A 12,722-nucleotide genomic window follows, 5' to 3' on the forward strand; every position below is an offset into this window, starting at 1 on the left:
AACAACCCCTTGGAATCACGAGTGCCCCAGTCGCTCAATCCTTTCGGGACGGGCTCTGATAATTGGTTATGCCAATTCAGACAGCGCTTGCCATCCGCTACGCGTTCGGCTAACCTTTGGTATAACCAATAATAACATCGTAACGTTTTTATGGAGGAGACAAAGAATGCTGAAGTCCATGATTCGTGGCTTGGCCACCGCCGCTGTAATGATTGCTGCGACTGCAGCGAGTGCTCAGACCAACTTTACTCTCTCTACACCTGATCCGGACAACTCTGAGATCACTCTGGCGGCCAACAAGTTCGCCGAGCTGGTGTCGCAGAAGACAGGTGGCAAGGTCACGATCAAGGTATTTCCAAATGGTCAGCTGTATGGCGGCGATCCCTCAGCTGCAGTGAAGCAGCTTTCAGGTGGCTCGCTCGACATGCTGCTGCTCTCGACGTCGCTTTACGCCAACTTCAATCCGAAGTTCACGGCAATCTCAGTTCCGTACCTCTTTACAGATACGGCTCAGCTCCGCACATACCTGTCCGGACCGCTGGGGCAGGAGCTGATCGCTGACCTTAACAAGATTGGTATTCAAGGCCTTGGCCTGTGGCCGCGTCCGTTCCGCCAGATGACCAATTCCCGCAAGCCGATCACGGGTCCGCAGGATCTGGCCGGCATGAAGTTTCGCGTGCCCAACAATCCGCTTTGGGTCGAGTTCTTCAAGAAGATGGGCGCTGCTCCAACCCCAATGGCCTTTGCAGAGGTTTACAATGCCCTGCAGCTGAAGGTCATTGATGGCCAGGAAAACCCGATCAACATCCCGGTCACGGCTAAGTTCTATGAAGTGCAATCCTTCGCCACCATGACGAACCATATGGCGGATGGTTGGGTGCTAGGGATCAACCCTGCTAAGTACAACGCACTCCCTGAAGACCAGAAGAAGTCTATCAAAGAAGCCGCTGTTGAGGCCGAGGCCTGGAAGGTGGAAAACGACGCTGCAGACGAGGGCAAGTCGATCGCAGCGCTGACCGAGAAGGGCATGAAGGTCGACCGCCTGACCCCTGAGCAACAGAAGGCTTTCGCGGACGTCGCCAAGGAGCTGTTTCCGACCTTCGCCAAGCTCGTGAAAGATCAGGCCTTCTTCGACCGCACCATCGCAGCCGTCAGCAAGTAGTAAGACAGTCCTACAGGGCGTCCTGGCCGCGATCCCGCGGCCAGAATCCATCTGAGAGGTGAAGCCCCATGGCTCAACAACCGTCTTTGCTCGGCCGTTTCGTCAAGCTCACTGCCGACTTTGCAGCTGGCGCCACGGCAGCCGGGATCCTGATTGTGGTGGTCGTACAGATTGTAAGCCGCTTGATCGGGCAGCCTGTCTCCTGGTCTGAGGAGGCCACCCGCTTTCTCTTCGTCTGGATGGTCTTCTTGGGCCTCGCTGCAGGCTTCCGCACCGTTGAAAGTGCCCGGGTTGTGGTGTTCATCGCTGCGGCGCCAAGCCTATTCCGGCGATTGGCGGTGCCAATTTATGTGGTCTCATCCGTTCTGTTCTTCGGCATCATGGGGTGGACTGGCCTTAGCCTCGTTCGCCAGCAGATCATGATGAGCGAGGAGGCGGCGACGCTCGCCATCCCAATGTGGGTGATCGGTCTCATCATGCCCATTTCGGCAATTCTAGCTGTCCTGGCCATCGTTGAGTCGCTGAGGACGAAGCGCGACCTGATTGCGCTTCCGGAGGTTGGCGCGCCGCGGGTCGACCTCGACGAGCCTGATGTCTTTGTTTCGAAAGGACATACGCCGTGAGCATTGCGCTTCTTCTTCTCTTTCTAGGGCTGTCTGCCCTTGGCGTTCCTTTGGCAGTGGCGCTCGGCTTGGCTAGCGTGGCGGTCATTATGATGTTCACGTCCACCCCGATCGATCTCCTCTCGCAGAGCATGTTCTCGGCGATGAACTCCTTCCTGCTTGTAGCCGTGCCACTCTTCATCCTGGTCGGGCACTTCATGGAGCGGGGGCGTGTGGCCGAGCGCATCTTTGACTTCGCCGAGGCGATGGTGGGCTGGATGCCCGGCGGCCTCGGCCACGTAAACGTGGTTTCCTCCGTGATCTTCGGCGGCATCTCCGGATCGTCCGTTGCCGACATCGCGTCTGTCGGCGCGATCGAGATCAAAGCTATGGAGCGGCATGGCTTCCCCAAGAGTTACGCGGTCGGAATGACGCTCGTCACCTCGACGCTGTCCTCCATCATCCCGCCATCTATCCTGGTCGTGATCGCAGGCTCGATCGCAAACGTCTCCATCGGCACGCTGCTGGTAGCTGGCCTGATCCCAGGCTTGTTCATCGCCTTCGTGTTCATGGTATTCAACCATTTCTACGCTGTGCGCTACGGCTATAATCCACCGACTCCGTTCAATCTGCGCTTGGTCGTGACGACTGGGCTTCGCGCTATCCTGCCGATGCTGACACCGGTCATCCTGCTCGGCGGTATCGTCAATGGCTTCTTCACGCCGACGGAAGCCGCCGCCATCGCGGTGCTCTATACGATGTTTCTGTCAGTCATCGTTTATCGCTCAATTCCTCCAGCAGAGATATGGAATATCCTGGTCGAGACGGCCCGGGCCTCTGGGACGATTCTTTTCATTGCCGCGACCGCGAAGCTCGCTGCCTGGGTGTTCGCGTTCGACGGCCTGCCAGTCCAGGTCGCTAATTTCCTAGGCAGCATCAGCACCGGCCCGACCATGGCGCTGTTCCTGATCTTCCTGTTCCTCATCGTGGTTGGGATGTTCATGGATGCGATTGCGGCCATGTTCATCTTGATACCGGTGTTGCTACCTCCGGCACTGAAAATGGGCATCGACCCGATGCACTTTTTGATTGTAACCGTGATCTCCCTCACGCTTGGCCTTGTCACGCCGCCGGTAGGTGTCTGTCTGTTCGCTGTGGCTCAAGTGGCGAAAATGCGGATTGAGGACGTTATCCGCGGATCTATGATCCCGGTTGGGATCCTGACCGCCGCGATCCTAGCGCTGGTCCTGTTTCCAGTTTTGACTCTGGGGCCGATCAGGCTCCTCGGGCTCTATTGACGGCCACAAGTCAAGAAAGGGCAGGGTGTATCAACATCAGGCCCTTTGCATTTCCTGGCGACGGTGGAAGCCGGTTTGTCGAGGCGGATCCTGACCTCACATGCCGCGTATAGATCGCCACAACCGACTCGCAGAAAGTGGTATCGTATGACTGAATCTCTGCCCGGTGCGCCGGCCCGCATTGTGTTCCTCGATCGAGAGACGCTCTCTCCAGAAACGCAGCTGCGAACGCTATCTTTCCCTCATGAGCTTATCACCTATGGCAAGACCGCTCCGGGCGATGTAGGCACACGCATTGCTGATGCTGATATCGTCATCACCAACAAGGCACCGGTAAGACGCGATGCCATCGCGCAGGCACCCAGGCTCAAGCTCGTCGCTGTTGCGGCCACCGGGTACGACATCATCGACGTCGCAGCCTGCCAGGAACGCGGCATTTCCGTGTGCAACATCCGCAATTATGCGGTGAACACTGTGCCCGAACACACTTTCGCGCTGATCCTCGCCCTGCGGCGCAGCATCCTAGCCTATGCGGATGCTGTTCGCCGAGGCCGATGGCAGGAGGCGGGTCAGTTCTGCTTCTTCGACTATCCAATCTGCGATCTCGCCGGCTCGACCCTCGGTATCATCGGCGATGGCGTGCTTGGTCAAGCCGTCGCCGACATCGCCCGCGGCTTCGGCATGCGAGTGCTGTTCTCCGCCTACAAGGGCTCAACCGGCATGGGTCCGCTCTACACCCCTTTCGAGGATGTGCTCCGCCAGAGCGATGTCATCACGCTGCACTCTCCGCTGATGCCATCGACCCGCAACATGATCGCCGCTCCGGAATTCGCCCTTATGGAGCGTCGGCCCCTGCTCATCAACACGGCCCGCGGAGGGCTGGTGGACGAGGCTGCCCTGGCGGATGCGCTCACAGCTGGACAAATCTCCGGCGCTGCCTTTGATGTGGTCACGGCGGAACCGCCAGCTGCGGATCACCCATTCATGCGCCTGCTGGACCGGCCCGACTTCATCCTTACGCCGCACGTAGCTTGGGCGAGCAGCGAGGCTGTCCAGGGGCTCACGGACCAGCTGTTTGAGAACATCGAGCTGTTTCGGGCCGGCAACCCAAGGAACCTAGTCGCGTAAAATTGGTGCAACCAATTGATGTTTGGACTTGTACCTCAGCCTTAATTGGTATAACCAAATCTAGTACCAGTTTCGTCGGCAACATCCGACCTGCATTAAGGAGCCTCTATGTTTCTCGGGAAAGAAGTTCGTCTGAACCGGATCGTGAATCCCAAGTCTGGCCGCATGCTCGCCATTACGGTTGACCATCCGATCACCCGCGGGATGATGCCCGGACTCGTGGATATCCGCTCTGTTATGCGCAAGGTTGTAGCCGGCAAGCCTGACGGTATCACCATGCACAAGGGCATCGCCGAGAAGGTGTTCGCACCCTATGCCGGCCAGGCCTCAATCATCTTGAAGGCTAGTGCCTATTCCGTGCAGTACCATCCGACGTACGACACGCCCGTTGCGGACGTGGAGGAAGCGGTGCGCTTTGGCGCTGACGCTATTTCGGTGGGCTGCATCGTCGGCGGCCCCGATCAGGCCCAGCAGCTGACATTCCTTGGCAAGATCTCCAAAGAAGCAGCGTCGGCCGGCATGCCGCTTGTCGCGCACATCTATCCGAAGGGCGCTCTGATCAAGGATCAGCACGACGCTGAGGTGTTGGCCTACGCGGTGCGCGCTGGCGCCGAGCTTGGCGTCGACATCATCAAAACCATGTGGTCTGGTTCAGCCGAGAGCTTCCGCTCGGTGGTGGATGCCTGCCCGTCCATCGTGGCTCTGGCTGGTGGCGAGATGGGCGAGACTCTGGAGGACTATTTGCGCATGACCCGCCAGGCACTCGATGTTGGTATGCGCGGTGTTACCTATGGCCGCTTCGTGTGGTCTCACCCGCATACCTCCGCCGTTATCAAATCCTTGTCCGCTTTGATGCACGATGACGCCAGCGTCGAAGGAGCTCTCAAAGTTTACGAGCGCGCCCTTGAAGAAGAGAAGGATCTCCAGAAATGAAGGCAGCAGTTCTTCGCGCTCCCGACGACGTCGTCTTGCAGGATGTCGCAACCCCGTCCGCCGGACCCGGTGAGCTGATCCTGAAGGTGAGGGCCGCAACCGTGTGCGGGACAGATATCCGCATCTTGCGTGGCCGCAAAACCAAGGGCGTCCGCTTCCCGTCCATTCTCGGCCACGAGTTCGCGGGCGAGGTGGTTGAGGTAGGGGCAGGCGTCTCGCAGTTCTCCTGCGGTGACCCGGTGTCGGTTAATCCTGTCATTCCCTGCCGCAAATGCGCCTATTGCAAAACCGGCCGGGAGAATGTCTGCCAGAATCGTCAGGCCATCGGATACGAGTTCGATGGGGCTTATGCCGAGTACCTGAGGGTGCCGGCGCTGGCGCTTGATTCCGGCAACGCAGCCCGTATCCCGCAGGGGATGCCGTTCGAGGCGGCGGCTTTGGCGGAACCTCTGGCGTGCTGCATCAATGGTTTGCGCAATGTCGGCGTTGAACTCGGTGACGTGGTGGTCATCCTCGGGGCAGGGCCGATCGGGCTCATGCATGCGGCGCTTGCGCGTCGGGCCGGGGCACGCCTGGTCATCGTCAGCGAGCCCAACCAGATGCGCCGCGAGGCTGCCCTCGAGCGCGGCGTCGACATCGCCTGCGATCCGACCAAGGAGGATTTGGCAGGGGTAATCCGCGGGGGGACTGACGGTCTCGGCGCGGATGTGGCGATCCTAGCCATCGGCGTTCCGGCGCTTGCTAACGAGGCGCTGAAGCTCGTGCGCAAAGGTGGCCGCGTCAACCTCTTCGCGGGGTTCTCGGCGGGTGACATGGCGACGTTCGATGTCAATCTCGTGCACTACAACGAGATCGTCGTGACCGGAGCCAGCGCGCTGCGTCGGCAAGATTATGAGACGGCTCTCAACCTGCTCGCAGGCGGGCTCATCGATGCCAACTCGCTTGTCACCCATCGCTTCGGATTGGCAGATGCTGTCGAGGCGCTGAAGGAGGCAGAGAGTGGGCGGGCGCTTAAGGTGGCAATCCGCAATGACTGAAGCCTTCCTCGGGGTCGATGCTGGAACGAGCGGGATCAAGGTTTGTGCCTTCACGCGCGAAGGCCGCTTGGTTGCGAAGGCACACCGGGCGGTTCCCGTGGTCACACCTTATCCGCTCTGGGCCGAAATCGACCTCGACCGCTATTGGGCGGCCACCGCCGATGCTATTCGGGAGGTTGCCACCCGCGTCCCTACGATAAGCTCGATTGGGCTTGCCACAACTTGCCCGACGACCATCCTTCTCGACGAGGAGGGTCAGGCAATACGGCCGGGCATCCTTTACCTCGATGGCCGGGCCCAAGCAGGTCTTGAAAATGTGGTTGGTGCCGACGCTGAAGCAGAGGTGCAGCAGACCGGCAACCGGGCTAGCACGTCTACCTGCTGGGCAGCCAACCTGGCCTGGGTCCGTGAGAATGAACCGGGTGCTTGGGCAAAAGTGCGGCGGGTTACTATGCTTAACGGTTTCCTGGCTCGCCGGCTAAGTGGCCAGGACGGCATCGAGCCGACCCAAGCGTCTTACTCGGGTCTGATGCGTATTGCTGATCCCGAGCCGTCGTGGAGTCGCGACCTCCTAGCCAGGTGGGGACTCGATGGGGCTATCCTGCCAGAAATCAGTGGCTGTACCGATATGATCGGTCGAGTGACGGATGAAGCCTCCATCCTGACTGGAGTTCCGGCCGGCATCCCCGTAGCGCTCGGCGCTGCCGACACGGCAGCGGCTTCCTTCGCGGTTGGCCTGATGGACAGCGGCGAGGTTTTCGAGTCCGTCGGCACGTCCGGGGTCATTACCTTCTGCCTTGACCGTCCGGACTTCGAGCCGTCATTCCTGCATCGCCATCATATCGTGCCCGGCCGCTGGCTCGCCCACGGGGCAATGTCGACGCTGGGCGGTGCGTTCGGGTGGCTCAACAACAAGGTCTGGCCGGAGCTCAAGACTCTTGCCGAGCTGGAGCGCCTGGCGCAGGAGTCGGTTCCAGGAGCCAACGGTCTCTTGTTCCTGCCCTACCTTGCCGGCGAGCGGAGCCCCATCTGGGATGCGGAGGCGAGCGGCAGCTGGCTCGGGCTTCTCCTCCGACACAGCCGACAGGATATGGTTCGCGCCGTCTTTGAGGGCACGACGTTCGGCCTTCGGCAGATTCTGGAGCGGGGTTCCGCCAAATGGGGCAAGCGCCCGGAGCGCATGCTCAGTGTAGGCGGCGGAGCGCGGAACAAATTCTGGGGGCAGATGAAGGCGGACGTCCTGAAGCTCGACTATATCATGTCTGATATGCCTGATGCTGCGGCACTGGGAGCGGGCCTGCTTGGTGCCATAGCGGCAGGGCTGTTCACGGGCAGTGATGATAGGGAGCTTCCGTTGATCTCGGCCAACGCAACAGCGATCAGGCCCGGGTCCCAACGGACGATCGAGACCTACGACCGCATGTTCACGATCTTTGACGCAGCTTACCCGCAACTGTGCGACTTGATGCATGCTCTCGCAGATCGTAGTTCTGGCCCGTACGCGGATGAAGAGGCGCGGCCCCGGCTTGGGGTACGAGCCACTGGGTAAAAGGAACTACGTTTTCATATGACGGACGGCGAAGACGATATCCTTGCGCGCGTCATCGACATCGCGATGGAGCTGAGACCCGACAGCAGCGGACGGATCAAGCTTCCCACAGAGCGTGAGCTGGCCGATCAACTCGGCATCCAGCGCCCGACTCTGCGGGATAGGCTGACCGTTCTGGAGACGCTCGGGTTGCTCCAGCGCGTCCAAGGCAGCGGGACCTATCTGGCGCTGCCAAACTCGCGGTTCCTGCAGTTCTATTTCGGCGTTGCTCTGAAGCTCGGGTTCATCTCGATTGATCAGATCCAGAACGCCATGGAAATGATTGGTCGAGAAATGGCAGGAGCCGCCGCGATTCAGGCCAGCAATGCTGATCTTGAGGCCCTCGAGGATCTCATTGACCAGATCGCTGCATCAGACTCCTTGGAAGATGTGGTTGAGCTCCAGTTCGAGCTTCACGCCAGCCTCGCCAGGGCGTGCCGCAACCCTGTAATCGTCATCGTCATCGATGGCCTCTCGTCCGTCATCCGATCTGTGATTGCGAACAAGGTCAGGATCATCTCCATGGTCCGCGGTGCGTTCGAACGAAACGTCGAAGCGTACCGCGCACTCGTGCAAGCCCTAAGGGATCGCGAGCCGGAGCTCGCTCGTGAGGCTATTCAGGAGTGTTACTGGTTATGGCGTCGGGAAGAATCGAAGATTTCGATCCTCAACATCAGCGAGTGAGAGCCTCGGAAAGGCACGAGCGACAATCTCATACGTGTAGATTAGTGCTTCCCTAGTCCGCAATGTCCGTATCAACGGTAGAGTGGAACGACAATGACTGAGCCTAAGCCATGCCCAGTGTGCAGAAGCGCCGAATTAGGAATCAACTGCCTTGAATTATATGGGCAGCACGAGGCGCATTTTCTCTGCCTCAGTTGCGAGAGCGAAGTCGCACCACAAGGCCCTTTGTCAGAACCGTGCGGGACCGCAGCTGAAGCGGAGGAGGCGGCTCTTCGCGCTTGGAACGATTTCGTGTCCGGTTTTCCCGGTCACAGGCATGTAGCCTAGTTGTCGCTGATAGCCCCAACGCGCCATAACGGGTAGGGCGGTGAGTTGCTTCGCAGAGACGGCAGAATCTTGCCTTTAGGGCTTTTGGCGTTCTCAGTTGCGGATTTCGATGAATCGGGACAGCGATTTCAGCAAGTCGCGGACAAGCATTTCGCTAAGTCGCGGACAGCGGGTTCGATCGAATTCCGCCAGCCTGGTTCCTGTCAGGGGTGATTGATTTCGTTTATTTCGGCGCCGGTCAAGAGCGTTGGTGTTTTCCGCTTCCGCATGCTGTCGCCTTCGAGCGTTATGCGGTGCGCGTTGTGAACAATACGGTCCAGGATCGCGTCCGCTAAGGTGGCCTCACCGATCATCTCATGCCAAGCAGCCACGGGAAGCTGGGCCGTGATCAGGGTGGACTTTCGCCGATATCTCTCCTCAAAGATTTCCAGGAGATCGAGACGCTGCCGATCGTTCAAGGTATGTGTTCCCCAGTCATCGAGCACGAGCAGATGAACTCGAGCAAGCTTGTCGATGAGGCGCGGAAAGCGCCCGTCCAGCCTGGCAAGCGCGAGGTCCTCAAACAACCGCGGCATGCGAACATAGAGGACAGAGTGGTCGAGGCGGGCCGCCTGGCGTGCAAAGGCACATGCGATCCACGTCTTTCCAGTGCCCGTCTGGCCCGTCAGGATTAGATTCTCATTTGCTTTGAGCCATGCTCCCTGCGCCAGAGACAGGACGTTGCGGCGATCCAGGCCCCGATGCGCTGCAAAATCGATGTCTTCAATGGAAGCGTTGGCAAAGCGGAGTTTGGCGGTGGCGAGCCGATTTGTCAGTCTTCGGTCCGTTCTGAGGGCGATCTCGCGGTCAAGCATCAACCCCAGTCTTTCGTCGAAGCTCAGATCATTTCCATGAGCCTGCTCGAGGAGCTCGCGATAGGCCGTTGCCATGCCGGCCAGACCAAGCGCATTCATTTGCTCAAGTGTCGGATGTGTCAGCATCTGATGTCCTTTTATTGATAGTAGGTTTTGCCGCGGATGTTGCCGTGCGGCGGCGCCGGCTTCACGGCCTCGGTCATGGCCGGAGCCTGATCGAGACCGGATCTGAGAATGTTGGCGACAGACGAATAGCTCAGCGCGTTGATCACCAGCGCCCGTTCGCAAGCCAGCTCCAGTCGATCGGATTCGTAACGGCGCGCCAGGGAGAGAACGCCTTGGGCGGATCGGTAGCCCTGTTCGGGGTGCGGGCGATGACTGAGCAGACGTTCGATAAACGTCGCCGTGTTGATCCCGACCTTTGCTGCTTCGCTGCGCAACAAGTGGGGTGTCGTGTTTGCATAGCGCTGGTGCGCCTTGGGCATGTGTTCATTAACGGTGACGTGGCCTGAACGCTGCGAACTCCGGATGTGGCTGGCGACACGTTTGTGGTCGAAGAAGATCTCGACCGCCCGATAGGTCAACCTGATATCGACCCGTCTTCCGATCAGCCCATGCGGCACGGAATAGAAGGTCTTGTCGACCTCGACGTGATAGTCAGGATGCACCTTGGCGATCTTCCATTCCGCATACTCAAACGGCGTTGAAGGCAATGGTTTGAGCTGCGAGCGTTCGACTTCATCGAACAAAGCCCGGCGAGATTTGCCATACCGCCGCATGGTTCGGCTATTGAGATCTTCGATCAAGGCGCTGATGCGGACATTGAGATCGACAAGGCTGAAGAACTGCTCGTTTCGAAGCCTGGCCAGCACCCATCTCTCGACGATTAAAACCGTCCCTTCAGCGGAGGGTTTGTCGCGAGGATGCCGAGGGCGTGCCGGAACCACCGTCGTGTCGTAATGCTCGGCGAAAGCCGCAAACGTCGCATTCAGCGTCGGTTCGAACCAAAGCGCCTTGGCGACAGCCGATTTGAGGTTGTCGCAGATCGTCGTCTTCGTCACGCCGCCGAAGTAGCTGAAGGCCCGCTGGTTCGCTTCGATCCAATCGGGTAGCTTCTGGCTGAAGCTGGCATAGGCGAACGTCAGTTGCGATGCGCTTAGCACCGCCACATAGATCTGCGCTGCACGGATCTCGCCGGTAGATGGATCGATGATCGGGATCGTATGGCCGGCATAGTCGCATTCCATTGCGACACCAGCAACATGACGGCTGCGGTAGGTGGGCCTGGCTCGGCTTTCATGATCGGCAAACCGGCCGCAAAACCATGTATAACCATAGCCATCCGGGTGAGCTTCCCGGTATTCCTGCCACAGCAAATGGAGCGTGACGCCCTTGCGCTTCAGTTCGCTGGCCATCTTCGGCCAGTTCGGCTCGACGGTATCGCGTGGAGGCCGTCCCATTCGCCGGAATAGTCGATGCTCAAGAACATCGTCCTCGTCCAGGCCCGGAGGTAGAGGCCAGACCGCAAGCCCAGCTTCCTTTGCCCGCAGCAGGTACGTCGAAACCGACGTCTTGCTGATCTTGAGCCGCTCGGAAACGGCGCGTATCGATAATCCCTGCTCGAAAGTCAGCCGCAGGATCGATCGGATATCCTTCACGTCAGTATGTCTCGCTTGCTTCCGCCTGGGCATCATGTCCTCGCTCAAACCACGAGGGCAAAGTGCCAGATCGGCGCTCACGAAAGTCGATCTAAATCCGCCGCGATAACTGTCCGCGACTTACTGAAATGCCTGTCCGCGAGATACTGAAACCCGCACTCAGTCGAGTTTGTTGCCAGCGCGTGCGAGATGTGCATTCAGAACACGTTCGGCCCTGAGCTGGTTCGCGTAGGCAGTTGCATTAACGACGCGCATCACGAGGCGGAGGATTGCTGTTACGAGCATGATTCTTATCCCTCTACAGAGGCGTTCAACAAGCCTCCTGTGATGGATAGATAATTCTTATGCTGCTGCGTGGTAGATAGGTCAGCACACATGACCTATGCGCTGAAGGCATATCAGTCTAAGTTTGAGCCAGTGCTCCTTTCCTGAACGCATAAGCTACATAATGTCTTTATTGGGAGAGCATGAGGAGTTGTGGGGCAGTTAGGCAGTTGCTCGACTCTGATCCCAGCTATTGTCGTTCATCATGCCGGGGTACCAGTGCTCGAATGCGGCACGCAGCGAGCCATCCAGAGTCCTGGTCCGCGTCTGCAGGAGCAGATGAGCTCCGCGCCGGCTCCACTGCATCTGCTGCTTCTTGGCAAAGCGTTTGATGATCACCGCATTCACCGTCGCCTCAACAAAGGCCGAGGAGATCCGCTCGCCAGACCGGTAGCGCTCGCCATAGTTGATCAAGCTACGCTCATTGCTGGTGATGTAGACCTGGAACTCCCGCATGGCGATCCTGAACTTGCGCAGATTGGGATAGCGACTGTCGAGGGCTTCGGGATCTGTCGCAACAATTTGTTTCAGAGTTTCAGCTACTGAGACCGCGGTCACAGTAGTGGGGGACGCAGTGTTCAAGGGCAGGCATTTTGATCGATCGGTGATCCTGCTCTGCGTCCGGTGGTATCTGGCCTACAACCTAAGCCTGCGCAATCTTGAGGAGATGATGGCCGAGCGAGGGATCTCCGTCGATCACGCGACCATTCACAGATGGATTGTGCGCTACTCGCCTGAACTTCTGAAGCGCTTCAATGCACGCAAGCGAGCCGTCACTGCCAAGTGGCACGTTGACGAAACTTTGTATTTGATGGGTGTTGTGGGTCATTCCCATAGCATGAGGCCGGGATAGCTCGAACGAAACTTCAGACCCAAGTCTGCGATGTAGATGGTGCGCCCGGCCTCACCACGCGCCCCAGCTGAGATCGGACGGTATCAAAGGTCATCCCGAGACGGGTAAACCTGCATTCACAAGGTTGATCAGCGCAAGGGGCCTCCTGACGAGAGGAAGCTCAATGACAGTGTTCTTCGGCATTGATGTTGCGAAGGAAAAACTCGATTGCGCGGTGGTCGTTCACGACCGACAGCGCCCGATCGGACTGTGCACGGCGGTGAGAAAACCATCC

General features: G+C 58.8%; 10 protein-coding genes and 2 pseudogenes. 9 read left to right on the forward strand and 3 right to left on the reverse strand.

What is annotated here, in order from left to right; translation table 11 throughout:
* The first annotated feature begins 166 nt into the window (after positions 1-166).
* From JZY08_RS27120 to JZY08_RS27155, 8 genes are all read left to right on the forward strand, one after another.
* On the forward strand, positions 167-1,162 hold the full coding sequence (locus JZY08_RS27120; RefSeq protein WP_216333596.1) for a DctP family TRAP transporter solute-binding subunit: 996 nt from the start codon (positions 167-169) through the stop codon (positions 1,160-1,162).
* Between the two features lie 68 nt (positions 1,163-1,230).
* Complete coding sequence (locus JZY08_RS27125) at positions 1,231-1,785, forward strand: TRAP transporter small permease (protein WP_216333597.1); 555 nt, start codon at positions 1,231-1,233, stop codon at positions 1,783-1,785.
* Positions 1,782-3,062: a TRAP transporter large permease gene (locus JZY08_RS27130; RefSeq protein WP_216333598.1), complete on the forward strand. Its 1,281-nt coding sequence runs from the start codon at positions 1,782-1,784 to the stop codon at positions 3,060-3,062. The genes JZY08_RS27125 and JZY08_RS27130 overlap by 4 nt, the downstream gene beginning before the upstream one ends.
* 147 nt (positions 3,063-3,209) lie before the next feature.
* Entirely contained in the window at positions 3,210-4,190 is a 981-nt protein-coding gene (locus tag JZY08_RS27135) for a D-2-hydroxyacid dehydrogenase (RefSeq protein ID WP_216333599.1), read from the forward strand.
* A 108-nt stretch (positions 4,191-4,298) separates the two neighbouring features.
* On the forward strand, positions 4,299-5,123 hold the full coding sequence (locus JZY08_RS27140) for a class I fructose-bisphosphate aldolase (protein ID WP_036356137.1): 825 nt from the start codon (positions 4,299-4,301) through the stop codon (positions 5,121-5,123).
* Positions 5,120-6,160 (forward strand): zinc-dependent dehydrogenase, encoded by a 1,041-nt coding sequence (locus JZY08_RS27145; RefSeq protein WP_216333600.1) that lies wholly within the window; start codon positions 5,120-5,122, stop codon positions 6,158-6,160. Before JZY08_RS27140 ends, JZY08_RS27145 begins: the two co-directional genes overlap by 4 nt.
* The gene (locus JZY08_RS27150; RefSeq protein ID WP_058124219.1) at positions 6,153-7,709 is read left to right on the forward strand and encodes an FGGY family carbohydrate kinase; all 1,557 of its coding nucleotides are present in this window, start codon (positions 6,153-6,155) and stop codon (positions 7,707-7,709) included. Before JZY08_RS27145 ends, JZY08_RS27150 begins: the two co-directional genes overlap by 8 nt.
* A gap of 18 nt (positions 7,710-7,727) precedes the next feature.
* Positions 7,728-8,432 carry a FadR/GntR family transcriptional regulator gene (locus JZY08_RS27155; RefSeq protein WP_036356142.1) on the forward strand — a complete coding sequence of 235 codons (705 nt, stop codon included), beginning with the start codon at positions 7,728-7,730 and terminating at the stop codon, positions 8,430-8,432.
* A 530-nt stretch (positions 8,433-8,962) separates the two neighbouring features.
* On the opposite strand, the gene istB is transcribed toward JZY08_RS27155, so the two are convergent.
* The 3 genes and pseudogenes from istB to JZY08_RS27170 all read right to left on the reverse strand — a co-directional run.
* The gene (gene istB, locus JZY08_RS27160) at positions 8,963-9,739 is read right to left on the reverse strand and encodes an IS21-like element helper ATPase IstB (RefSeq protein ID WP_216333601.1); all 777 of its coding nucleotides are present in this window, start codon (positions 9,737-9,739) and stop codon (positions 8,963-8,965) included.
* Between the two features lie 11 nt (positions 9,740-9,750).
* Entirely contained in the window at positions 9,751-11,304 is a 1,554-nt protein-coding gene (istA, locus tag JZY08_RS27165; RefSeq protein WP_216333637.1) for an IS21 family transposase, read from the reverse strand.
* Between the two features lie 453 nt (positions 11,305-11,757).
* Positions 11,758-12,081, reverse strand: a pseudogene (locus JZY08_RS27170) (ISKra4 family transposase); the annotation flags it as partial.
* An 88-nt stretch (positions 12,082-12,169) separates the two neighbouring features.
* Here JZY08_RS27170 and JZY08_RS27175 point away from each other — a divergent pair.
* Positions 12,170-12,397, forward strand: a pseudogene (locus JZY08_RS27175) (IS6 family transposase); the annotation flags it as partial.
* Positions 12,398-12,722: the final 325 nt, after the last annotated feature.

Origin of the sequence: Rhizobium sp. X9, from assembly GCF_018873185.1 — a bacterium.
Classification (GTDB): Bacteria; Pseudomonadota; Alphaproteobacteria; order Rhizobiales; family Rhizobiaceae; genus Agrobacterium; species Agrobacterium oryzihabitans.

What these genes read in the sequence shown, in the direction of transcription:
- JZY08_RS27140 (WP_036356137.1), top strand. Translation starts at nt 4,299, where the DNA reads ATGTTTCTCGGGAAAGAAGTTCGTCTGAACCGGATCGTGAATCCCAAG.
- JZY08_RS27155 (WP_036356142.1), top strand. Translation starts at nt 7,728, where the DNA reads ATGACGGACGGCGAAGACGATATCCTTGCGCGCGTCATCGACATCGCG.
- istB (WP_216333601.1), bottom strand. Translation starts at nt 9,739, where the DNA reads ATGCTGACACATCCGACACTTGAGCAAATGAATGCGCTTGGTCTGGCC.
- JZY08_RS27125 (WP_216333597.1), top strand. Translation starts at nt 1,231, where the DNA reads ATGGCTCAACAACCGTCTTTGCTCGGCCGTTTCGTCAAGCTCACTGCC.
- JZY08_RS27135 (WP_216333599.1), top strand. Translation starts at nt 3,210, where the DNA reads ATGACTGAATCTCTGCCCGGTGCGCCGGCCCGCATTGTGTTCCTCGAT.
- JZY08_RS27120 (WP_216333596.1), top strand. Translation starts at nt 167, where the DNA reads ATGCTGAAGTCCATGATTCGTGGCTTGGCCACCGCCGCTGTAATGATT.
- JZY08_RS27150 (WP_058124219.1), top strand. Translation starts at nt 6,153, where the DNA reads ATGACTGAAGCCTTCCTCGGGGTCGATGCTGGAACGAGCGGGATCAAG.
- istA (WP_216333637.1), bottom strand. Translation starts at nt 11,304, where the DNA reads ATGCCCAGGCGGAAGCAAGCGAGACATACTGACGTGAAGGATATCCGA.
- JZY08_RS27145 (WP_216333600.1), top strand. Translation starts at nt 5,120, where the DNA reads ATGAAGGCAGCAGTTCTTCGCGCTCCCGACGACGTCGTCTTGCAGGAT.